Below are 22,053 nucleotides of genomic sequence, written 5' to 3' on the forward strand. Positions count from 1 at the left end.
TTATTCTCCTTTATTGAACTGGTCGATTAGGTCTTGCTTTGCTTGCTGGATAACCTCCAGAATCATGCGTGCTTGGTCCTCGTTCTTCTCGTCAATGGCCTCTACCATCTTTCGAAGCTCGTTCAAAATCTCTTTAAGTTCATTGCTCATTGCTGCCCGCCTTGGTATGGGTTGGCTTGTGGCCCTGTTGGGTCTGGTGCGTTGCCGATCGTGTTGATCAGGTCGTCCATCTCACCGCTCATCTGCATGTTGATGCCAGTAAGTGCTTGCGTGAACAGCTTGTCAGTGGACTGGTATGTCTCAGCAAACAACTGTTGCTCTTGTGCAGGTGCCAGTGCAGCTTGTGCAGCGATCTGCTCACGTTGGATTGCAGCTTGAATGATCAATTGCTCGCGCTTGTTAGCAGCTTCCAACTGAATTTTTTGCAACTCGCGTTGGTGTGCCATCTCTGCTTGCTTGTCGTCTGATGCCGCTTGCGCTTGGATACGCATTGCATCCAACTGTGCTTGGCGCTCTTGGCGTTGTTGCTCGCTTTGCGCTTGCTGCTGCGCAATTTGCAACTTGATTTGATCTTGCGGTGGCACTTGTGGCTGTGGTGGTTGTGGCATTGGTGAAGGTGGAGTGCAGAAGTATTCTTCTGGGTTCAACCCGAAAGCCTTAACCAATTTGTTAACCGTGTTCTGCACGAGGTGCAGGTTAGTCATTCCGGTGAACTGATCCAATGCCTGCTGTTGCAAGCCCAGAATTTGTTGCAGGTTGCCAATCTCGCGTGCCTTGTCGCCAGTACCCAGACCGACCTTTACTTCAACGTCAAAACGGTTTGCCGCATCGGTTGGGTCTGCTTCCACCAGTTGGCCGTTCAGGCGAATCTGCATGTATTCGTCTTGGTACTGCGCCAACAGCTTTTGTATACGGAGTGCTAACGGTTTAAAGCCTGTCTCTGCAAACTGGCGTGCGATCAACTTAATACGCTGCTCGCTGCGTTCTGTCATGGCTTGGTAGCCTGTAGCGGTCTCGTTCACAATGTCAGCGTCACTACCCTGCGTCAGCTTCATAACGCCAGTACGCTCTTGCTTCATTGTGTCCATCAACTCCATCAGCGTAGTAACGCCTTGTACGTCACCACTACCTTGTTGAAGTACGCCAACTGCGTCTGCTGACTTCACACGGATAATGCCGCCCGGACGTGAGTCGAGCAGGTCGTCCAAGTTCACAGCGCCGTCAACCGCATACATCTGCGCGTTAGCACCAAGTCGAACGTTGTCGATCAATGCACGGCCAAGCTCAGTTTGTTGTACCTGTGCTTGGTGTGCTTGCTCCGCGGGAGAGATACCAAATGCCAAGTGTGGCAATGGGTTCGCTACGAGCAGCACAAATGGGTTGCCGTCGCATGCCTCGTTGAGCAAAATGTGATCGCCAACGTGGATAATCTTGCGCCACTCTGCAATGCCGTCGAGGTCATAGTCCATCTTGATGTAGCTCTCGATGACCATAACGAGGCGCATGGATGGATCAACGTTGTTGTTGATGTCGCTAAACGCATAGGCACCTTGCAACTGTGTTCGTGCTAGGTATGTTGGACTCATCTCAGGGTTGAACTCGCTGCTGCTAATCTCGTCCAGATCGCCTTCGTAGTCAGGGAACATTGCTCGCAAGTCGCTGATAGTTACGTTGCGGGCATGTGCGGAATAAACAGCATCACGAACGTTGCGTGCCAGTGGATCGAAGTAGAATTCTTCCAGTGGGATATTGACGATACGGACACTGCCACGCGTGTTACTGCTTGCGTCAGGCTTGCGCTCGATAGTCACGTCATACAGGTTCTCGCTGATCTCTGTATTGTTAGGATCAACCTGTACGTTCTGAGCGATTTGGATTGGCTGTGCGCCCTGTTGTGCTTGCTGCTGAATTTGTGGTGCAATTGGTGGAGCACTGCCTGTAGCCAGAGCCAAACCATGCTGGATGATGGCCAGCGGATCGTAGTCAGGGTTCTTGTATTCGCGGAGCTTCTTAATTGCAAACTCGCCCGCGTCTGCTGCCTCGCGCATGAACTCAAGCTGTAGCTCTGTCAGACCGCGATACTTGACCGTTTCTGTTGTGAGGTCAGGTTCCCAATAGACTTTGATGATGCCGCCCGGTGTCCACAACGCATCGTGAATCCATGTACGGGCAATCTCATAGCCTGCGTTCTGTTGCCATACGTGATTGACCATTGCCGTGGTCATGTCAGCGGCTTTCTCTTGCGCTACTGTGCGTGGTGTGAAGCGGACGATCTCATCAGTGCCGCAAAACACGTCAAGCAATGGTGGCAACAGCCAGTTCACGGTATCTGCTACGGATGAGTCAACGTAGTTGGAACGGCCGGGTGTTTCTGGTGCTCTGTAGTCGCCGTGAGCTTGCGCGTAGTAATCGTTGATGCTGCGCAGTGAGCGAAGCTGAATGTCGTCCTCCATGAAGGAACGAGCACGCGTCTTGTGTACGTTCAGGATTGCGAGTACGTCTGGGTCAGGCATTGGGCCATCTTCGCCCGTTGTGTCTGCTGAGATTTCGATTGATTGCCCCTCGTCCTTTGGCAGTACGCCGGGCAGTATTTGATTCATTTGATTGACAACAGCATCTGTGTTGTCGCCATCTTGGGCGGCAAACAGTGGATTGTTGTCGTCTAGCGTGTATGGTTGTTTCTTCTTCGCCATTAACGGATTCCTGTTATCAGGTTTATCCGTTATTTATTTCGAGGCTCAAATGAAAAAACGGGAACCGAAGTTCCCGTTTAGTATCCAAACCCCAACGTTATTAGACGTTGTTCAGGTCGCGGATTTGGAAGCTTGATGCTTCGTTGCGTGCTTCCAGTGTGCCTTCCCAACGAATTTGGAAGTTACGTGCATCACCAGTTGTCGCCATTTCTTCTGTTTCCATGCCACGCAGAACAGCCAATGCGAACATGTCTGTGTCGATACCGTACACAGCGTGGTCACCAACTTGGGACATAACACGGTTAGGAACGCATGTAACATCACCGAAGTCTGATTGGTAGATTGTGTAGCTTGTCTTCAGTGTGATTTCGCCGCTGTTGGAAACGTCTTGGAACTTTGTAACGTTACCTGAGAAGCTTGACTGGACTTGCTTGCCCAATGGTGTCAGCAACAGAACGTTGACGTCGCCGCCTGCGTTGTATGCTGAGAGCAGTGCTGACTTCAACAGAGCTTCTGTGTAAGCCTGTGCTGTACCTGCTGCTGGCGCTGTACCTGGGTTGCCTGCTACTGGAGCCGCACCACCTGTACCACCAACGTAGTTAGTAGCCAAGAAGCCTTTCAGACCCTTCATTTGACGGCCTGTTGAGCTTGTACCTGCTGATGAAGTGCCATTGACGATTGCTGAAGCTTCAATGTCCTTCTTCAGTTGCATCATTGTTTTTGCTTGCACACGAGCGATCTGGTTTGGACCAGCGTGCTTAACTGCTTCTTGTGTGTTTGACACTGAGAATGCATCCAGCACGATCTGTGAGTAGTTACCCAGACGTGTTGTTGGAGCTTCTACTGAGTATGAAGCGTCTGCACCTTCAACTGCTGCGTTGTTAGCAATAGCTGCTGACAGCGCATCTGTTTGCCACTCGTGGTAAACGGCTGTTGCTGATGTTTGTGCAATTGCAGACACGAATGGTGTGTCTGTTGGGCTGATCATGAACACTTTGTCGATCAGGTCTTCACGGTTGCCTACTGTACCGTAGGTTGTTACTGTATTTGCTGGCATGCTTTATCCTTATAGTTATAGGCCAGATGGTTCAATCACTTCTTTTTAGCCCACTGGTTAGCCAGATAGGTTTCGAAGTTCTTGCGCGATGGATCGACTCTTAGGGAATCGTTAATCGCTTTTTGCTCTCGGGCTGCTTTGGTTTGTGCCTGTCTTGCTGCGAAGTCAGGGCCACCAACTGTAGCCGTACCGGCATTCAAAGTTTTACCAGAAGGCTTTGCCGCTTGTTGCTTCTTCTGGGCGTTAGCTTTTACTAACTTATCGTATAGTGCTGCTTTGTGAACCACTGCAAGCATGCGAGCGTCATTAAGACCATCTTGCTCTTGAGGTGAGAACCCTTCGTTAGCCAGGTAGTCTTGAATCTGCTTTGCGTCGCGCTGTGCTACATCCTTGTTCTTCCACTGTGGGAACAACTCGAATACCTTGTCGCGTTGTGCTGACAAGTGCTTTTCTTCAGCTTGCTTGCGCTCTGCTTCTTCCTGCTTAGTAAGTTGTTCGCGGTAAGCTTTAGCTTGAGCCAGTTGGTACTCACGTGCTTGCCAGTATTCCTTTTGGCGGATGTATTCCGCTGGGTTCTGTTCGAGCAAAGCGTTCCAATCTGGTTGCTGTTCCTTATACGATGATTCAATAAAATTCTGATACTGTGTCAAAACGCTCTTAAGGGCCTCGCGCTCTTGGGCGTAAGTTGCCTTTACTTCTTCCGCTTCTTTGCGCATTTCAGAAGCTGAGATATGGAGCTTTTCGGCATCGCGGAACTTGTTAGAAGCGGACTCTTGCTTCTGGTAGCTCGCGATTAGCTCAGACTGCTTAACTTCGAATTTCTTTCCATCTACTGTAATCTCGAAGCTTGGCTCGTCTTCGCTATCGTTAGTCTCTTCGTCTTTGGTATTCTCTGAATCGCCGTCGATGAGATCCAAGTCCAGCTCGTCTTCGCTGCTGTCGGATTCCGTATTAACTTCAGGTTCGCCATTGTCAGCAGATTGTTGTTCTGCTTGAGGTTCGAACGGATTAGGCAACATCTTGCCTTTTTCCCCGCCTCGCTTCCCTTCAAATGCTTTAGGGATCGTTTCGGTCTGTGTGTTAAGGTAGTTAGCAAGTTCATTCTCGCTAAGGGCTCCGCCAATTTCTGCGCCGCTGTTAGCAGGGATTGCGCTTCCGCTGCTTTCATTGGTAGGAGAGTGATTTTCTGTCGCCATTTTTATTTATCCTTTTGTTGGCTAATTTTCATTTGAAGATCGTGTTATCGCGATACTTCAGTGGTTTTCCCCAGCTTGTCGTTTGGTTCGTTGAAGAAAGGGATTCTTGGTTGACTGCCACGTAGCGGAACGCGTCTGCGCCGTGGGAGTACATGTCGTGGACTGGATCACCGAAAGAGCCGTCTGGGCGCTCTTTGTAGTGGTAGCGCTTCAAGCACTCAAGCAGCTTTGAGCATTCATCTTTGTCAAAGTACATGGTGGAGAACATCTGCTTTGCTGCGCGGATGCCCATATCGACTGCCATGCTTGGCGTGATCTGGACTTTCCATCCGAAAGCTTCCATGATCTCTTGCGCAGACTGGCCGGTTTTAAGGTCTCGGTGTGCGCCGTCATGCGGGAGCCACATCGTTCCCCAGTTAGCTACGTTGTGATCCATTCCCCACTGTCGTAGCTCGACGTTGTATTCGGCCAATGTCTTTTGATTGCTCTCGATGTAGCCGACCACTCGCATTTCTGACAGCGTGCGTTGAATAAGGATGATTGCCGTTTGATCGGCCCAACCCAAGTCCCAGACGGCATGCACGGCAAGCTTGGGATCGACCAATACGCGGGTAACGCGCTCCTGCTCGTATGCCTTTGATAGCTCTCGGAAGTACACCGCGCCTTGCTGTGCTGGCAGTACCTTGCCTTCCCAGATATGCGCGTACATGTCTGCGTTAAGGCGCTTCAAGTCTGCACGGCGCTCTACTTCCAACACTTGTGGGAACCAAGGGTTGTGCTGCCAGTTGACTTCAACGTCCTTCACGTCTTCACGCGTGTTCAACACATAGCGCTGATACACCGCATCAGTATCGAGGGATGGGTTCCATGTGAAGTAGAAACGGCTGTTGTCCGCTCGAATGGTTGGGATTAGGATATTCAGCGACTTGTCTGTTAGGCCTGCTGCTTCCTCACCCCAACAAATGTCAATACCTGAGAAAGACTTGATCGAATCGACGGTTTGGTCGGACAAGCCCTTGAAGATGAACACAGAGCCATTAGCGCCGCGTATTTCGCTGAGCGTTGCCGTGAAGAAGTCGCCAAGCTCAAGCTCCTGTATGAGGTCTTGCAGCGAGGTATAAACCGAGTCCTTGATACTGTTCTGCACTTCGCGGAAGCAAAGGACTTTGAGCGGCTTGCTGTACGCTTGGATAAGCAGGATTTTCGCTACTGTGACGGACTTGCCGGAGCCACGACCGCCACGCATGGATACGAAGCGATACTTGCTGTCCAGCAACGGCAAGAAATCTTCCGTGATGCTGGTGTTGTGCTCAGTGCCTTCCAGTGGCTTGCCGTTGACATCAACGACACCTACTAGGTGCTTTTCTGTGCCTGAGCGATAGACGCCTATGCGGAACTGCTTTGGTGCTTTGATCTGTTGTTGCTTCTTGACCAACTGCTCTAAGCTATCCAGCCGCTTGAGTAGTTGCGTTGTCATAGGGAAATCAAGTCTCCCGGTCCTGCAACAGAGGGATGCTTGGGCTGTGGCACGAAGGCGTCATGCAGCATCTTTTCCAACTGCTCGATGCGCTTCACCAGTGCTTCTTGCTCATGGACTGTCGCGATATGCTTGATGCTGTTGATAATATCGAGCGCAACGTCTGGTGGAATCTCGCCCTTGCTCATTGCTTCCATGACTACTTCTGCTTTTTCGTGGTAAGCAGCGTCGCGGTCATACTGGAATGCGATGTTTGGAAGTGTTGTGCGGGCTGTTGGTACTGCCGCTTTCATGAACGCTTCCAGCATTTCTTTGTTGCCGTTCTGGAAAGCTTCTGTTGCGATGTGGTCGTATAGATCGTCCTCAGACCAACCCATTGTGCGTTGGAGTGCTGCTAGGGCTTTTGTCTTTGGGGATTTGCCTCGCGTATTGCCGTTGTTCGCAGGCTGATTGCCGGGGCCGAACGCGTTGGTAGGGATATTTTTGTTGCTCATCTGTTCTCACTGGGGCGCCCTTGCGGGTAGGCCATATGGGTTACAGATGTATTTAGTTTCCCTTTAATCCCAGATGAAAAAAGGCCGCATTGCGCGGCCAAGGTACTGCTTCGGGGAAGTTACTACAGCGTGTTGTTACCACTTGAACCCGTTCATATGGGCGAATGCTGTGACTGCCGCGACACCACCACCAATCGGCCCTGCAAAGCAAGCAACGATCAGCCCCAAAACCGGGGCAACCAGCAAGCTTGCAAGGAACCACGCACCGTGATTTACTTCATTTGTCTGTTTCATATCTAACCTCGTTAGTCTGTAGTTATCCATAGCCTATGTTCTGGGTAGCGGCCTGTACACAAGTTCTGCCACGTTCAGTCGATTGCGCGGAAAATACTTGCTCGCTCTGCGTGCTGCCCCGCATAGTCCCTGAGTTCGTGGTAGCGGTCGCTCAATCGTTCAGCAAGCTCGTTGTTACCGCGCGCTGCTAATTCGTGGGCAAGCTGATTGAGCACAAACATAGTGATGACGATGCCTGCTGCGTCGTTGCTCATTTCCCCCTCGAATCCGTTGCCCTGCACTGCTAGGTTGTAGCGTTCGGGCGTTGTGGGTGCAGCGTAGCCGCCGTTGTTGCTGAGCTTGTAGAAGTCCCACAGTCCGCCCCTGTACTCGTCAGGTGCTAGCTTGGTTGCGTAGCTGTACAGCAGCGCTTCGCCTCGCATCATCGAGCTACCAAACATGTAGGGCAGGAAGTTGAGGCGTCGTGATTCTGGTAGCTTCATAGCGGTGATTTTCATTGGTAGTCCTACTCGTGTGTGGGACCACGATGGTAGTGCCGTGGTTGCGGGCCATCACCTAAAGAAAAGGCGTCACTGCCGCCTTGCAGAAGCCAAGTAGTCGCGGTTCAGATAGGTCTTGAGACGATGACAGTTAGCACACAGGGTCCTGAGGTTTGCAACGTCGTTGTTTGCGTGGTTTCCGTCAATGTGATCAACGTCAAGCTGTGCAGGCACTACGGCAACAAATCCACAGTCTTCGCAGTAGGTTTTCTTGTGCAGTTTGTATGAGTTCTTCTTGTCGTACTTAGCCTGCTCGCACTTTCGGCAAATCTTCCTATACCGCCGAAGTCCCGTTTTCTTGCTGATGCTTCCCGGTCGTGCTGGATGAGTGTTGCAGGATTTGCAAATTGGGGTTGTTGTTATCATTGTTATAACCTCTTTGGGCCATTTTGCTTTCCTCTCGTTGAGCAGTCAAAAAGAAAAGGCCTCCAAATGTTTGGAGGCCTTTAGGGTTTGTCGCTTACTTGAAGAACTTCTGCAGAAAGAATGCCAGCGCACCAATCGCTGCTGTTGCTGCTATTGTTAGCGCGCCGTTGCGGAAGCTTCTCAGCTCAGCAATTTCGCGAGACATAGCGGCAATCTCAGCACTTTGGGTTGCAACAATCTTGTTGAGTTCCATGATGACATCGCGCAAATCTGCAATGTCTTCTCGAAGCTCAACAAGATTGAGACGGCGTTCTAACAGCAAATCTTCGCGACTTGTGTCTTCGCCCATGCTTCACCTCCAAACGAACCACCCGTCTATTTAGGGAGCCAGGTGAAGATGTAACAAGGCGTTATTGGTTGCTCGTCTGCTGCTGGAATCTCGCTACTGCGTCGGCAAATTGCTGCAATGCTTGCTCAAGGGCGTCCATTGTTATCCTTATCTGGGAACAACTTGTAGTCACCACGCACGTAGCGTTGAATCTCCCAGTTGGGTGCTGGCACATGATGGACGCCGCACTGAGGATCACGGTGATGTGCCTCGCAGAGCGGTAAAGTGTTGTAGATCGAATCTACGAAGTCCGTCGCGTCGTTGAACGTTGACCAATCGAAGTCTGGGTGCAGTTCGCGCATCAGGTTCCAATCAACCGCACCGGCAAACGCCCACTCAACATACCTGTGATGTATCTCGATGCCGCCTTTGCAGTCATGGTTGATATAGCACTCAGTGCCAAGCTCATGCCAATGCTTCTTTGTCTTGCGAAACAGTGCTGATTCCGTGCGTGGCGGATGATCAGGATAGTATTCTGCAAACTTGCTGCTTTCACTTACTAGGTGTTCGCCCGCTACTTGCGGATCTTTTTCGTTATCTGTGTGTTTCATCTGATATGGCGCGTCTGGTGACGTTCTGCCAGTCTCCTAGCTCTTACTAGTGCCCTTGCTTGTCTTTTTACCGCGTCCCTTGGTTGGCTCTTCTGCGACTTCTCTCACGATCTGCTCGCCAATGGCGAGCATGTAGACTTCAAACTTATCCGTGTGGAAACGCTCGTTAAGCTTGTCGGCCAATGACAGCGCACGGCCCTTATCTGGGAATACAGTACGGCGATAGCTGCGCGTGCCTTCGTTGAACTCATGTCCGCTTCGTGCGGTTACGAGCTTGCCCTCATAGGCAATGCCGTACATGGCTGGTTGCTCAAGTACGTCATAGTTGTAGTGTGTCTTCTTGTTGTAATCAGAGACAATGATTTTTGGTGCTGGTCGTGACATTAAAGTCCTTCGAATTCTTCAAATAGGCGTGCGGCATCTTGCGTGTTGTTGAACAGTAGGCGCACTTTCTGGGATGAGGGCCAAAGATAAAGCTCAACGCTGATTCGGTTGTTGAGCAGCCATTCAGCAATTGCGACGCGGTGCTTCCAGAAAAGCTCCGCTGTGGTTGTCAGCTTCATCTTTGGCATAACGGCTTACAGCGCTGACGCAAGCTTCTTGAAGAACGCTGCGATGTGTTCAAGGAACGATTCAACGTGCGCTGCTGGTACTGCTACGGTCACTGACGTGCCGGTCGCGCCTACATCAAGGGATACAGTGGTTTCTACTGCTGGTGCTGCTGTGTTGTCTGGGGTTGTGGAGTCTGACATTTCAAATACCTTTCACAGCGGGATTGCTGCTCAGGGTTATTTATCCGTGCAGTTCATTTGGTTATGCACCGTGTTGGTGCGTTATGAATATTGACGGACGAGTTTGGCTGCTGGATCATCTCGCTCAACAAGTACAAGACGGGGCCGCCATGGAAGATACCCAATCGAAAATGTGGTTCAGCGGGGTTGCGTTCATCCCGTATCTGGCACTTGCAGGCCTCTATACGTGGTTCATATCGGGCCACGAAAAGGACTTTTGGACTGCCGCAGCGGTATTGATCGGCGGGCGGGTCGTGTATGCCGTACTGGACAGCATCATGTCCACCCTCGCGTGGCGCACGTATGCGAGAAAGCGCACCACGGACAAGATGCAGAACCTGTTCCTTGAGAGCCGCATGCCTCAGCGGGACTATGCAAACGAAACGCTCGACGCCTATCTGTACCGTATCGAGAACGGTGACGAGGACTACCCGGTTGCCGTCAAATGCACCGCTCGACAGCTATCAACTCTGCTTACACAAGCCAAGCATGACGGATTGCTAGCAGGCGGTCGGGTTGAACAGGCAATCACTGATGCCTATAACCGCTATACACGGCGAAGCAGCGTCCAAAATCCGCTCGGTGCGCCAGTTTAATTTTGACTTACCGTATCTGCGATTGCATAATCACATTCCAATAGGTCGCAATGGCCGCAAACGTCGCTGGAAGCTCTTAATTGCAGCTTTTTGAACGAGAATGATAAATAAAAGTAGAAGCGGAATTAGAAGTCGAGACTAGTTCCAATCACAGATTACACACGTTTGGCAAAATACATTTGGCAAACATAAACCCGCTACAGTGCGTGCTCGACTCACCGCTGTTAGCGGGTTTCCCCATTCTACAAACTAAAAATACAAAAGCAGTAATACACGGCAATGACGCATGGAGAAATCCCCGGTAGTTGCTAGGTAGCCAACGGGCAGAGATTAGGGCCACAGTATCCCGAAATAGTATGCATAACCGGTAGCGAAAGCTACGAAGCGCTCTGGTGTTCTACGTAACCAGATTAAAGCGACAGGACGAGAACTGGTAACAGCGCAAGGAAAGCAAGCGCGTACGTTACAACGGGGACTAATGTAGACGGTAGAGATTTGGGTTTAACTCCCAATGAGAACGATAGAAGAGGGTGTCCAAGGGCAGTTGCTTATTACGATGAGCAACACGTAAATCACTTTCCCATCACCGGGAAGAGGGATTTAGATTTCTTTACTCTAAAATTTCTAGCTAACTTGTTTTACTTAATGCAGCTCAGTTGTTCCTGCTAGTCACAACTGAGCGGCGTTTAGTTCTCGCACCTGGCTTGCAAGCAAGACCAGTTGCTTACGAACTAACCGCTTGTTTGTTTTACTTCGCAGATACGAAAAAGCGAAGTAATGTAAAATCTGACCGCCCAGGTCAGATGGCATTACGTAGCCCCTTGATGCAGATGAGCGCTAGCGAAGAAGCAGCAAGGCGCTGCATAAAACAGAAGTACACGAAGAAACACCCGAAGTGATTTCCGTCGAATGAATCCCAAGAAGTAGCTCAGATACGAAGAAGTATCAAAGCTATACCTACGTCCAAAGACGGGACACACGTCGCGAAAAGCAACGCAGCAGCGCGCGAATAAACGCGTCACTAAATAAAAGAAAGAGCCGTACGAAACGGCCAAGGAGAACAAAATCATGAGGCTGGTCACACGTGGCGAATTCCTAACCATGCCTGCTGGCACCGTCTACTACGACGCAGATCAATGGGGCAACGACGAGGGACCAATTGAGATCAAGGGTGAATCATTTGTCTTTGATGGCTTGCCAAAAGACTACTATGTTGGTCGTTTGCTTCCACCGCCTGAAAGATTCTACGAAGAAGGTAAGGATGCCATAGAGCATTGGGAGCAGCGTTCTGCTAGATGGGATGGCGATGACTTCAGCAAGATTCCAGAAGACTACTTTATGGTGCTTGATGATAACGATGCGCAGACGGTAGCGGACGCGATTATCAACACTGTAGACGAGCAGCATATGATCAACTACCACATAAGAGGTCTGCTCAACGCTGGATTGTCAGCAGATGAGATTGTCCAGCAATGCATTATGGCAAAGCTCCGAAAAGAATAACAAACAAGAGTGCCAGTCAACGATTGGCACCGGAGAATAATAACAATGAACAACGATAACCTGACAGTCACCGTCTATCCAAATGGCTACATTCATCTTACAGAGATGCGAGATTGGTGCGACGAGAGCGTGACTAGCTATAGCGACTCTCATGACGAAGCAAAAGCTACCAATCCGTACTACTACACCATCTGGGACATAGGCCACGCAGTCACTACGAAAATAACCAGACGTAGACCAGTCTCGTTCACCTTTACCAACGATGTGGACGCCATGCACTTCAAGCTTAGATGGTCGGCATACCTGCAATCCCTCTCCCCCCAAAAACGCTCCCTCCTTGTCTTGTAAATAGAGTGACAAGGAGAAAGCAATCATGCACAACATATTCGAAGTCACACTACATCTAACCGGCTATGCCACATTGAAGGCAATTCTGAAATGGTGTGCCGCCAATACTAGCGAGTTTGACACTACCAGCCCCGCAGATAACGACCTTGACGAGGCTTGTTTTATTCGGAATCTACTCGACTCCGGCACCGTCGAAACACGGTTCTATTTCTTTGAAGAGACAGAAGCAATGCTGTTCAAGCTGACATTCGCGGAGTACCTGTGATGAAGTCACAATCAGTAATCGTACACGTGGCAGCAGTTGCGCAGGTGCTATCTGGCAAGCTGCAAGCAGATCACAAAAGAAGCAATTACACCAATGCACGTGAGTACATGACCAACACACGCTCATGGAACGAGTTCACGAGAGCATACCTACAGTATCAGGAAATTAAACAATGAGAGGCGGCGGTAAAAGCACGTTCGCACGGCAGTGCCCACACTGCGAGCGTGTTATCAAGTACGAAAAGACCTACAAGGAGAGGCACGGCGACAACTGCACGGAGATCGTGTCCAACGCATATCAAGCGCTGGCCGACTTGAACAATGCCGCAGGAAAGCTCAAGTACGCTGACTATGTGGATCGGCTAAAACGCTTGCATGCAGCGAAGAAGAACCTGCAAGCGCAGATTGATGAGATTGACAAGGTGTTGGCAAGCTTGAACGGATGGAAGCTAGTGTTCATGCAACGCTGAGAAAACGAAAAGGCCCGGGATTACCGGGCCTTCGCGTACAAAGGAGAAAAATACAACTTCAAGTTACAAGCACCATGACAAAGTTCTTGTACTTTTATTTATCTTCCTCAACACCATGTTAGTTTGAACTGTAAAGCGTCTGTCTCATCGTGAAACGTCACTACTAGCGCTTGTACTGATGGGATGAGCGGTTTCCCGTCGATCTGGATTAGCCTTTGCCAACGTACTCCGAATCTCCCAGAACAAGCATGGGAGCACCACTCACCTACTGATGCCTCAAACGCAGCATCGCGGCCTTGTGTGATTAGCTCAAAGCGCGTCACTGTCATTGCCACTCTCCCAACTCTTCGTGATCGAACTCAGCACCAAACACTAGCTGAAACTGCAACGCATCATCCTCGTTGTAGAACGTGTATGTAGGTGCTTCGAATCCAATCATGTATTTGCAAGCACTCGGTTGAGCGTAGTGCTTGACCAACCCTGTCTCCATGTAGTTGCGCACATTGTTGCTTGCCAACCATTCGCTGACCGTTTCTGCAAGCGCAGCGACGTTGTCAAAACCTGCACCATCGAACGTGACTTGCAGGCTGTCTTTCACTGTAAAAAAGTATGTCATGTTGTTGTCTCCTTTTGTATGACCTCTTTATTTAGCGAAAAACGTCGAAATTGACGCATTAACGCACCGCTAAATAGATGGCATTACACAAAAGGAGGATCAAATGTCATTTGATCAAACAAAAGCAAACAACCTGATTCAGATCAGCAAAGAGGAGGTGCGCCAGTACTGGCATTTGGTACGTCCCGGTCTTGAGTACATGGTCTCTGAGGGAAGAAACCCAGACGGCTGGATTCCAGAAGAGATTTTCAACGTCTTGACCGCAGGACGTGCAGACCTGTTCTTCACGTCGATCATGCGTGGTGAAGACAAGGGCATGCGATACGCGACGCGTGAAGCAGCGATTCAAGACAGCAGCGGCTTTGTGGTTCTGCAACTGCTGCCAACGTTCGACGGGCGCGTGGTTCACATCTGGATTGCAGTCAGCAACGACTCAACAAACAAGTCAGACGCTGGTTCGATCATGCGCGTATTCAACGACGAGCTAACTAAGATCGCCACTGACACAGGATCGAACGGAATTACCTTCGGAAGCAACTGCGAGTTCTGGGAAACGATTGGCCCTCGTTTTGGATTCGAGAAGCAAGAAACTAAATGGAAAAAATTGGTGAAGTAAATGGATGACCTGACAACACTCGCAGCAAACCTCAACAGCCTGACAACCTATCCGTCAATCGCTGACATGCACGCACTGGCAACAGAGCTACAGCAGTACAACAAGGACGATGTAACGCAGAAGCTTTTGCCAGCACTGACTAACTCATTGCTGGTGACAGACATTAAGCGCTTGATCGCTGGCGCACTACCTAGCACGATTAGCGCGCCCATCTTTGTGCAGCCTACCAACCCGACTGATCCCAAGTATCCAACCCCTACTTCCACAGTTGATGCCGGCGCAGCTACTGGTACCGAGCCACAAATCAAACCAGCAGCATGAGCGATGAGTCTGTCTTCAACGTCATAGTAGTTGCAAAGGTCGATAAGTGCGGCAAGCGCTTCATCTTCGAGATGCAAGTGCTTGATGACAACGGCGAGGACATAACAGACCTCTTTGCCTTCTACGCCAGATTCGCAGAGAAGGACGTAGGGAGAGAAGACGTCATTGATGCAGTAATCGTCAAAAAAACAATTTGACAAAAGAGCCACCCTTTGCGGTGGCTTTTTCATTTGACCCACTACTCGCTAAATACAGGAACAACAACACGCTCGAATTGGAGAGCGGCGAGAAAGCGGAAACCAAGATGAAAAAGCAACTCACACAAGAGAGACTCAAAAGTCTCCTGCACTACGACCCACAGACAGGTCACTTCACTTACCTCGAAGCGTACAAGGATCACCAAGCAGGTGATCGCGCTGGCTACGTTAAGACAAACGGCTATCGCGAAGTTGCTATCGACGGACACAAAATTTACGAACACCGTCTAGCAGTTTTCTACGTGACCGGCGCATTCCCTCAAGAGTGTGTTGATCATGTCAACAGAAACCCAATTGATAACCGTTGGGCCAATCTCCGCGAAGCAACCTACTGCCAGAACTCTTGGAACACTGGCCTGCGCAAAGACAACACATCAGGCTACAAAGGCGTTTGCCCAGCTCGCAACGGTCTCTGGCAAGCATACCTCTACGCAGACGGAGCACGCTTGAATCTCGGCTTCTTCGAAGAAAAAGAACGAGCAGTAGAAGCAGTTGCAGCAAAGCGCAAGGAGCTACACGGCGACTTCGCATATCAAGCCACAAAACAATAACAACAAAGGCGATTACATGGCGGTGGATTTTTACGCAGGCACGACGTTCAGTTATGCCGGCACTCTAGCTTTAGAAGGTGGCGTAGCCAGTGGCACTTCCGGTGTCAATGGCGATCAGCCTGACTTTAGCCAATGGTCAATTCAAGTCGGGCTGTTTGATGCTGAGGCCGAGACACAAATCGGTTCCTTCTCAGTAACCAACCTCTCCGACCCAACGGTTCCAACAACCAACGGACTTTTCCAGATTACTGCTGCGGCAAGCGCAACGGCTACATGGCCTGTTGGTAAAGCGCAGTTCTGGATTTCCGCGAAGGGTCCAGATGGAACCACGCTTTCTTGCCAACCGTTCTGGTACCGCATCAAAGCTAACCCACTCAGCAAATACGGGTCATAAGAATGACAACAAATACGACACCGCGTCTAACGTTCACCATGCAGGGCGACCAGCAAAATCTGGTTGCCAACTTTGGGCCTTATCTCCCACTGCCCATTGATGCAACGATCCAGCAGGTAATCGCTGCATCTGCTCAAGCGCAAGCCTCAGTCACACAAGCGGCAGCTTCTGCAACAGCAGCTTCATCATCCGCTTCTGACGCTGGCAATAGCGCTTCAAATGCGTCCTCAAGTGCTTCCGCTGCGTCAAGCTCCGCGTCATCAGCAGCAACGCAAGCGGGCAATGCCTCCAACAGTGCGGTATCAGCTTCAACCAGTGCGACAGCAGCCGCAAGTAGCGCATCGCAAGCTGCTACGTCAGCGACGAACGCATCAAATAGCGCGAACTCCGCAAGCTCGTCAGCGAGTGCCGCAAACACATCAGCAACAAACGCGAGCAACAGCGCATCAGCAGCAGCGTCATCACAGTCGGCAGCAGCGACAAGCGCCACAAACGCTGCCAACTCCGCAACAGCAGCGGCCAATAGCGCAGCGTCAATTCCAACACTAGCAACAGTCGCAACGACAGGCTCATACAACGACCTCATCAACAAGCCAACGATTCCACCTGCATACACGCTTCCAACAGCTTCAAGCAGCGTATTGGGCGGAGTTATGGTTGGCGCTGGCTTGTCTATCAGCAACGGTGTGTTGAGTGCCAACGTGCAATCCAACGGGGTTACAACCTTCAACAACCGCGCTGGCGCTGTCTCGCTTACTAGCAGCGACGTATCAGGCGCTGGTGGCGTTGTCTATGACGCACAGGGCGCGATCCACTTTGGCACGTACAGCGAGAGTGTTGAGATTAACGGCGACTCATACAAAGCATACAACGCAAAGTGGGACGGCTCCAACTGGCAACGCGTCGATACGACAAAGGTTGCATGGCTTGAGCAAGCGAACATTCAAAACAACATGCTGTACGAAGGTTATCCGGCACTGTCCTACTGGGTATGTCAACCCGGCAGCAACCCAATTGGTGCGTTTGGAACAGCAGCGGGTTGGACTCTTCTACAAAGCTACAGCCAGTATCACGATGTGACTGTTGGCGGCTACGGCTTCGAGATCGACGGCAATTACACCTACCCGTATGCGCGCGTTCAGCATGCAACAGTTGGCTCACTGAAGCGCACCGGCATGATGACCAACTCGTATATTGACGAGTCGGGTCGTGATGACTCAACGAAGAACAGTTGGTGGTTTGGTGTCAGTGATGATGGCTCTGCGAGCGGCGACGTATTCAAGGTTCAACGAGCAGCAAGCGGCAGCGCGTTCGCGTGGACCGATTTGCTTTCTGTGTCTTCTTCAGCACAACTACAAATTGGCAGTGGTGGATCGTTGAAGTTTGCAGACGGCACCGTTCAGTCAACAGCGGCGGTGGCGCAAGTTAATAGCGACTGGAACGCGACAAGCGGCACAGCGCAGATTCTCAACAAGCCAACACTGGCAACAGTAGCGACTTCAGGCTCGTACACAGACCTAACAAACAAGCCAACTATCACATCGGGCACGGTAACTAGCGTATCGGTATCAAGCTCCGATCTGACAGTAAGCGGTTCACCAATTACCACAAGCGGCACGATTAGCTTGTCGCTTAATACAGTACCAGTCGCGAAGGGCGGCACAGGCCTCACCTCGCTAACAGCAGGTGCTCTGCACTATAGCTCAAGCTCAACGGCATTTGGTCAGCTTGCTTCCGTTGCAACGGGTTCCGTTTTGACCTCGCAAGGTACAGGAGTAGCGCCCGCATGGGGCAAGGTTGCGTTGACTTCAGCAGTAAGCGGCGTGCTGAATGTCGCAAACGGCGGTACTGGTCAAAACGGATGGACAACAGGTGCGCTTATCTACGGCGGTGCAAACCTGAACCAGCTTAATCCTGTCGCTACCGGTTCCGTGTTGCTATCAGCAGGTACTAACACTCCACCGACATGGGGCAAGGTCGCTCTGGCTTCCGTAGTAAGCGGCACATTGCCAGTTGCCAACGGTGGTACTGGTTTAACAATCACAGGCGCAGCGAAGCAATACCTGCGCGTAAATTCGGCGGGTTCAGCGCTTGAATACGCGTCGCTCACAGCTAGCGATATGAGTGGCCTTGCCACTGTTGCGACAAGTGGCTCATATACCGATCTGATCAACAAGCCAGTTGAATCACGATTGTATTTGGACGTGTCTGCTGGGGGAACATTCACCCTAACGGACGCTCAGTTTGCCAACGCCATCTTGGACTTCTACGGAAGCTTGGCCGGTAATGTGATCATCGTTGTTCCGCAGACGATACATCGCTTTACAGTAATCACAAATGCCATAACGGCAAACGGTCACACGGTTTCCATAAAGACTTCAGGCGCATCTGTTTATGCTCCACTTGTAATCCCTACTGATTCTGTTTTGGGCCTTACCTGCGATGGAACCGGCGTGTTTTCCGATGCTGGCTACTCGCTTAATGGCGGCTTTACCGGTGCAGTATGGACTACAAACGCCGACGGTTCTCTCGGCTGGGTAGCACCACCAGTAGGCGTCACTAGCGTTGGAATCTCTAGCTCAACACTGACTGTAAGCAGCTCTCCTATTACTTCGAGCGGCACCATTCAGATTGACATTCCTGCTGGTGCGAATGGGCAAGTTCTCTCAACCAATGGTAGCGGTCAAGTTGTTTGGGCCGCTGCTCCTACTGGCACGATCCCATCACAAAGCGGCAACGCTGGCAAGTATCTAACAACTGACGGCACAAATGCTTCATGGCAGACGCTCAGTGGTGGTAGTACCGGCAGCAACTTGCTTAACGTTCAAGTCTTCAAGACGTCAGGTACTTACACACCAACGTCTGGCACAAATACTTGCATCGTTGAAATGGTAGGTGGCGGCGGTGGAGGTTCAGGCCTCTGGACTCAACCTGATGGAAACGCAGGTGCAGCAGGCGGTGGTGGAGGCGGATATGTCCACATGAAGGGGCCAGTTGCTAACTTCGCCGGCCAAGCAGTAACGGTTGGCGCAGGAGGTTCAGCGGGCGTCGGAACAAGCGCGGACTACGCTGCGCCTATTAGCAATTACTCGGGCGGGGATGGCGGCAATACCACTTTCGGTGCTAGCGGCTCGGTGGCATATGGCGGCACTGGTGGCGCGTCGGGTGGTTGGACTAATACAGGAACGATGGGGACAGCATTCTTCTATCCGGTCGGTGGCAGCGGTGGATCAATTACTGTTTCTGACGGCTTCGACATTGGGAGTTTTTCAGGCGGCGGTGGCGGCAGCGATCAGACTCAAAACATTAACGCCAATTTGCCTTCCGGCGGCGGCTCCAAGTTTTCTGCGTTTGGCCAATTGCCGTACTGCAACGCTGCTGGATCAGCGTTATCGACGCCGAATGCGTCCAACTATGGCGCTGGTGGTGCGGGTGCTGGCACCGGTGGCAACAGCGGTGGAGCAGGCGCTCACGGAATTGTAATCATTTGGGAATTTAGTTAGGGACTACTATGCGATTTGCAGTTATACAAAACGGCCTCGTGTCGAATATTATTATGTGGGACGGAGCTAGTACCCTGGCCCTCCCAAACGGTGCTACCACAGTTCAGCTAGCTGACACGCAGAACGTTGGAGTCAACTGGGCATATGACGGAGCAGCCTTTTCGGCTCCGCCTCAGCCAACACTTACTGTGACGTTGGATCAAGCGAAGAAGAGCCAGCTAAAGGCGCTCTCCAACGCTTGCCAAGCGCAAGTCTATGCAGGCTTTACGTCAACGGCGCTTGGTGCCGCCCACACATACCCAGCGAAAGACACTGACCAGCAAAACCTAACTGCGTCTGTACTTTCGTCGCTCATGCCCAACTTACCAGCGGATTGGACGACGCCATTCTGGTGTGAAGACGTCAACGGCGCATGGGCTTATGTCGCACACACAGCAGCGCAGATTCAGCAAGTTGGGCAGGACGGCAAGAACGCCGTTTTGCTTGCTTTGCAAAAGCTTCAGACATTGCAAGCGCAGGTAGCGGCAGCGGCAACAGTAGCGGCTGTGCAAGCTGTGACGTGGTAAAGCGCGACGTTAAATAATAAGAAAAGCAGGACGTTTATGAATTTCTACGCAGGTGCCACATTCAATTACGCGGGCACGCTACAACTGAAGGGGCCAAACCCGGGCGGTGCTTACGGTGTGAACGGCGATCAGCCTGACTATAGCCAATGGACAGTCACAGCAAATCTTTTCGACCCAACGGGCGATACGCTGATTGGTAGCTTGGCTGTCACTAACAACTCAACCCCTACCCTGCCTTCCACAAACGGCAATTTCCAGCTAACAGCAACGGCGGCACAAACCGCTCTATGGCCTGTTGGCAAAGCACAGCTTGTTCTCAAGGTCTCTACTGACATTGGCACTGTGCTGTATGCAGACCCTATCTGGTTCCGCATTAAACCAATTCCAATGGGACCACGCATTTCATGAGCAGCACACAACTAATCTTTACGTTGGACGGCGATCAAGGACAGATCGCAGCAAACTTCGGCCCCTATTTGCCAATCCAAGTTTCCGGGACATTGCAAGACATGCTCAACACCATTGAGCAAGTCGAGGTATCAGTTTCAACCGCATCAGCAGCGGCTACTACTTCAGCGACAAACGCGGCCAATGCAGCAACAAGCGCGACAGCGGCAGCAAGTAGCGCAGCAGCGGCTAGCACGTCAGCAACCAATGCATCCGCTAGTGCATCAGCGGCAGCAAACAGCGCGACAGCGGCAGCTAATAGTGCGTCATCCATTAGCACGTCCGCATCTCAAGCTGCTACATCAGCACAGCAAGCACAAACAGCAGCACAGGCACTCACCAACGTTGCTCCGCTTGTTCCTACTTCTGACAATGCATTGAACCTTGGGTCGGCAACAAACCGCTACTCAAACATGTATGCGGTCAACTTCCAAGGTGTCGCATCATCAGCACTGTACGCCGACTTGGCAGAACGCTATGAAGCTGACTGCTACTTGGAACCCGGTGACGTAGTAATGATTGGTGGCGAGAAGGAAATCACAAAGACATGCTCCGCATATTGTCCTAACGTGTTTGGTGTCGTCTCCACCGCCCCTGCTTTCAAAATGAACGCGGGCGCTGGAGACGACAGCACGCACCCATACATTGCCTTCTGCGGACGTATCCCGGTAAAGGTAACAGGCAAGGCACAGAAAGGTCAGCGTTTGGTCGCATCTGCAATCCCAGGTGTGGCAATGGCGGTTGACGTTAGCGAGATCAACACTACGCTTATCGTGATTGGCCGCGTCCTGCAAAACAAGCAGTCAGACAGCATCGAGCTTGTCGAAGCAGTGGTAGGAGCGAAGTAATGTCAGCAACAACAGGCGTCAAGATTCCTGCTGCTGACTTCAATTCGATCCAATCGACTATCAGTACCGTATTGGGGACGCCCAGCGGCAATTACGGCTACGGTCAAGCGCCTGCAAGTGCCCAGGTAGCAACTGGCAACCAGATCAAGCTGACCGACTGGCAGAATGTGATTACTGACATCACGCACGCGTATAGCCATATCTACGGCAGTGCCCCATCAGTGCCTGCACTCTCGAACACAACGCGAGTAAAGGCCGCTGATGTAAATGCGTTGGCGACGCTCGCGACACAGTGTTCAACCAACAGGCTCACGATTGCAGCAGCAAACCAGACGGCTATCGCGCCAACGTCAAACACGACTATCACACGCGCAACTACGTGGGGCAATGGGTCAACCGGCATTACATGCGTGGCATCTTTCACATGGGCGTCAGAAGCAGCAGCATCAGCTTTCTTTAACACTGGCGGCACAGTGACGATGAAGCTTGCTCATCCTACTACATCCACAACGCAAGATAACGCGTGGAACGGCTTCTTGTCTGCGATTGGCACGATGGTATTCAGCGGAACAGGCAGCACTAAAGCAGGCGGAAACGGCACCATGACATCGCTTGCATATTCCGCTTACACAACAGGTGGAACGGCAGTCATGAACGCAGTAACGATGACCACTGCTGCATACACGGCCAACTACATCACAGTCACGGTAAAGAAAATTACCAACGGCATGTCGATCACTGTGTTGCTGGAAGATAACCACACGAACGCTTACTACGACTCTGTGGCAAGTGGCACCAACGCTGCATTTGGCTGGAGCTATGCAACCGACTCAGCAAATCTTGCAACTGCTATCACAGTGCCTACTTTCGCGAAGACGACAAACTTCTGATCTCCTGTCAACCATGT

General features: G+C 51.2%; 29 protein-coding genes. 14 read left to right on the forward strand and 15 right to left on the reverse strand.

Going from position 1 to position 22,053, the window contains the following annotated elements:
• The 13 genes from ACAX43_RS12460 to ACAX43_RS12520 all read right to left on the reverse strand — a co-directional run bounded on the left by ACAX43_RS12460 (position 1) and on the right by ACAX43_RS12520 (position 9,618).
• On the reverse strand, positions 1-150 hold the full coding sequence (locus ACAX43_RS12460) for a hypothetical protein (protein WP_370708696.1): 150 nt from the start codon (positions 148-150) through the stop codon (positions 1-3).
• Positions 147-2,693, reverse strand: coding sequence for a hypothetical protein (locus ACAX43_RS12465; protein ID WP_370708697.1), 2,547 nt, complete (start codon positions 2,691-2,693; stop codon positions 147-149). The genes ACAX43_RS12460 and ACAX43_RS12465 overlap by 4 nt, the downstream gene beginning before the upstream one ends.
• A gap of 100 nt (positions 2,694-2,793) precedes the next feature.
• On the reverse strand, positions 2,794-3,750 hold the full coding sequence (locus tag ACAX43_RS12470; protein WP_370708698.1) for a DUF5309 family protein: 957 nt from the start codon (positions 3,748-3,750) through the stop codon (positions 2,794-2,796).
• Between the two features lie 35 nt (positions 3,751-3,785).
• Positions 3,786-4,946: a hypothetical protein gene (locus ACAX43_RS12475; protein ID WP_370708699.1), complete on the reverse strand. Its 1,161-nt coding sequence runs from the start codon at positions 4,944-4,946 to the stop codon at positions 3,786-3,788.
• Positions 4,947-4,974: 28 nt separating this feature from the next.
• The gene (locus tag ACAX43_RS12480) at positions 4,975-6,423 is read right to left on the reverse strand and encodes a PBSX family phage terminase large subunit (RefSeq protein ID WP_370708700.1); all 1,449 of its coding nucleotides are present in this window, start codon (positions 6,421-6,423) and stop codon (positions 4,975-4,977) included.
• Positions 6,420-6,917 (reverse strand): hypothetical protein, encoded by a 498-nt coding sequence (locus tag ACAX43_RS12485; protein ID WP_370708701.1) that lies wholly within the window; start codon positions 6,915-6,917, stop codon positions 6,420-6,422. The genes ACAX43_RS12480 and ACAX43_RS12485 overlap by 4 nt, the downstream gene beginning before the upstream one ends.
• A gap of 135 nt (positions 6,918-7,052) precedes the next feature.
• On the reverse strand, positions 7,053-7,211 hold the full coding sequence (locus ACAX43_RS12490; RefSeq protein WP_370708702.1) for a hypothetical protein: 159 nt from the start codon (positions 7,209-7,211) through the stop codon (positions 7,053-7,055).
• 74 nt (positions 7,212-7,285) lie between these two features.
• Positions 7,286-7,708, reverse strand: coding sequence for an antirestriction protein (locus ACAX43_RS12495; RefSeq protein ID WP_370708703.1), 423 nt, complete (start codon positions 7,706-7,708; stop codon positions 7,286-7,288).
• A 72-nt stretch (positions 7,709-7,780) separates the two neighbouring features.
• The gene (locus ACAX43_RS12500; protein ID WP_370708704.1) at positions 7,781-8,116 is read right to left on the reverse strand and encodes an HNH endonuclease; all 336 of its coding nucleotides are present in this window, start codon (positions 8,114-8,116) and stop codon (positions 7,781-7,783) included.
• Between the two features lie 94 nt (positions 8,117-8,210).
• Entirely contained in the window at positions 8,211-8,465 is a 255-nt protein-coding gene (locus tag ACAX43_RS12505) for a hypothetical protein (RefSeq protein ID WP_370708705.1), read from the reverse strand.
• A gap of 125 nt (positions 8,466-8,590) precedes the next feature.
• The gene (locus ACAX43_RS12510) at positions 8,591-9,055 is read right to left on the reverse strand and encodes a hypothetical protein (protein WP_370708706.1); all 465 of its coding nucleotides are present in this window, start codon (positions 9,053-9,055) and stop codon (positions 8,591-8,593) included.
• Between the two features lie 36 nt (positions 9,056-9,091).
• Positions 9,092-9,439 (reverse strand): hypothetical protein, encoded by a 348-nt coding sequence (locus tag ACAX43_RS12515; RefSeq protein ID WP_370708707.1) that lies wholly within the window; start codon positions 9,437-9,439, stop codon positions 9,092-9,094.
• Positions 9,439-9,618, reverse strand: a complete 180-nt coding sequence (locus tag ACAX43_RS12520; RefSeq protein ID WP_370708708.1) for a hypothetical protein — start codon at positions 9,616-9,618, stop codon at positions 9,439-9,441. The genes ACAX43_RS12515 and ACAX43_RS12520 overlap by 1 nt, the downstream gene beginning before the upstream one ends.
• A 272-nt stretch (positions 9,619-9,890) precedes the next feature.
• Here ACAX43_RS12520 and ACAX43_RS12525 point away from each other — a divergent pair, with 272 nt between their 5' ends.
• From ACAX43_RS12525 to ACAX43_RS12540, 4 genes are all read left to right on the forward strand, one after another.
• Entirely contained in the window at positions 9,891-10,442 is a 552-nt protein-coding gene (locus tag ACAX43_RS12525; protein WP_370708709.1) for a hypothetical protein, read from the forward strand.
• A 1,068-nt stretch (positions 10,443-11,510) separates the two neighbouring features.
• Positions 11,511-11,945, forward strand: a complete 435-nt coding sequence (locus ACAX43_RS12530) for a hypothetical protein (RefSeq protein WP_370708710.1) — start codon at positions 11,511-11,513, stop codon at positions 11,943-11,945.
• A gap of 373 nt (positions 11,946-12,318) precedes the next feature.
• Entirely contained in the window at positions 12,319-12,558 is a 240-nt protein-coding gene (locus ACAX43_RS12535) for a hypothetical protein (protein ID WP_370708711.1), read from the forward strand.
• 172 nt (positions 12,559-12,730) lie between these two features.
• Entirely contained in the window at positions 12,731-13,027 is a 297-nt protein-coding gene (locus ACAX43_RS12540) for a hypothetical protein (RefSeq protein WP_370708712.1), read from the forward strand.
• Between the two features lie 325 nt (positions 13,028-13,352).
• Here the strand turns inward: ACAX43_RS12540 and ACAX43_RS12545 are convergent, their stop codons facing one another.
• A complete protein-coding gene (locus ACAX43_RS12545) occupies positions 13,353-13,643 on the reverse strand; it encodes a hypothetical protein (protein WP_370708713.1) in 291 nt (96 codons plus the stop codon).
• A 103-nt stretch (positions 13,644-13,746) separates the two neighbouring features.
• Here ACAX43_RS12545 and ACAX43_RS12550 point away from each other — a divergent pair, with 103 nt between their 5' ends.
• The 5 genes from ACAX43_RS12550 (at position 13,747) to ACAX43_RS12570 (ending at position 15,782) form a co-directional block, all read left to right on the forward strand.
• Positions 13,747-14,259: a hypothetical protein gene (locus ACAX43_RS12550; RefSeq protein WP_370708714.1), complete on the forward strand. Its 513-nt coding sequence runs from the start codon at positions 13,747-13,749 to the stop codon at positions 14,257-14,259.
• Positions 14,260-14,580 carry a hypothetical protein gene (locus ACAX43_RS12555; protein WP_370708715.1) on the forward strand — a complete coding sequence of 107 codons (321 nt, stop codon included), beginning with the start codon at positions 14,260-14,262 and terminating at the stop codon, positions 14,578-14,580.
• A complete protein-coding gene (locus tag ACAX43_RS12560) occupies positions 14,577-14,777 on the forward strand; it encodes a hypothetical protein (protein ID WP_370708716.1) in 201 nt (66 codons plus the stop codon). The genes ACAX43_RS12555 and ACAX43_RS12560 overlap by 4 nt, the downstream gene beginning before the upstream one ends.
• 107 nt (positions 14,778-14,884) lie before the next feature.
• Complete coding sequence (locus tag ACAX43_RS12565; RefSeq protein ID WP_370708717.1) at positions 14,885-15,388, forward strand: HNH endonuclease; 504 nt, start codon at positions 14,885-14,887, stop codon at positions 15,386-15,388.
• 16 nt (positions 15,389-15,404) lie between these two features.
• A complete protein-coding gene (locus ACAX43_RS12570; RefSeq protein ID WP_370708718.1) occupies positions 15,405-15,782 on the forward strand; it encodes a hypothetical protein in 378 nt (125 codons plus the stop codon).
• A 133-nt stretch (positions 15,783-15,915) separates the two neighbouring features.
• Here ACAX43_RS12570 and ACAX43_RS12575 read toward each other — a convergent pair whose 3' ends face one another.
• Positions 15,916-16,482 carry a hypothetical protein gene (locus tag ACAX43_RS12575; protein ID WP_370708719.1) on the reverse strand — a complete coding sequence of 189 codons (567 nt, stop codon included), beginning with the start codon at positions 16,480-16,482 and terminating at the stop codon, positions 15,916-15,918.
• On the opposite strand from ACAX43_RS12575, the gene ACAX43_RS12580 reads away from it, so the two are divergent.
• Genes ACAX43_RS12580 through ACAX43_RS12600 form a run of 5 tightly spaced genes read left to right on the forward strand, consistent with a single transcriptional unit; the run spans position 16,451 to position 22,036 of the window.
• Complete coding sequence (locus ACAX43_RS12580) at positions 16,451-19,285, forward strand: hypothetical protein (protein ID WP_370708720.1); 2,835 nt, start codon at positions 16,451-16,453, stop codon at positions 19,283-19,285. The two genes, ACAX43_RS12575 and ACAX43_RS12580, sit on opposite strands and share 32 nt — an antisense overlap.
• Positions 19,286-19,293: 8 nt before the next feature.
• Positions 19,294-19,851: a hypothetical protein gene (locus tag ACAX43_RS12585; RefSeq protein ID WP_370708721.1), complete on the forward strand. Its 558-nt coding sequence runs from the start codon at positions 19,294-19,296 to the stop codon at positions 19,849-19,851.
• A gap of 36 nt (positions 19,852-19,887) precedes the next feature.
• Positions 19,888-20,259, forward strand: coding sequence for a hypothetical protein (locus ACAX43_RS12590; protein WP_370708722.1), 372 nt, complete (start codon positions 19,888-19,890; stop codon positions 20,257-20,259).
• Positions 20,256-21,146, forward strand: coding sequence for a hypothetical protein (locus ACAX43_RS12595; protein ID WP_370708723.1), 891 nt, complete (start codon positions 20,256-20,258; stop codon positions 21,144-21,146). Before ACAX43_RS12590 ends, ACAX43_RS12595 begins: the two co-directional genes overlap by 4 nt.
• Positions 21,146-22,036 (forward strand): hypothetical protein, encoded by an 891-nt coding sequence (locus ACAX43_RS12600; protein ID WP_370708724.1) that lies wholly within the window; start codon positions 21,146-21,148, stop codon positions 22,034-22,036. The genes ACAX43_RS12595 and ACAX43_RS12600 overlap by 1 nt, the downstream gene beginning before the upstream one ends.
• Positions 22,037-22,053: the final 17 nt, after the last annotated feature.

This window comes from Paraburkholderia sp. IW21, assembly GCF_041321145.1.
GTDB lineage: Bacteria > Pseudomonadota > Gammaproteobacteria > Burkholderiales > Burkholderiaceae > Paraburkholderia.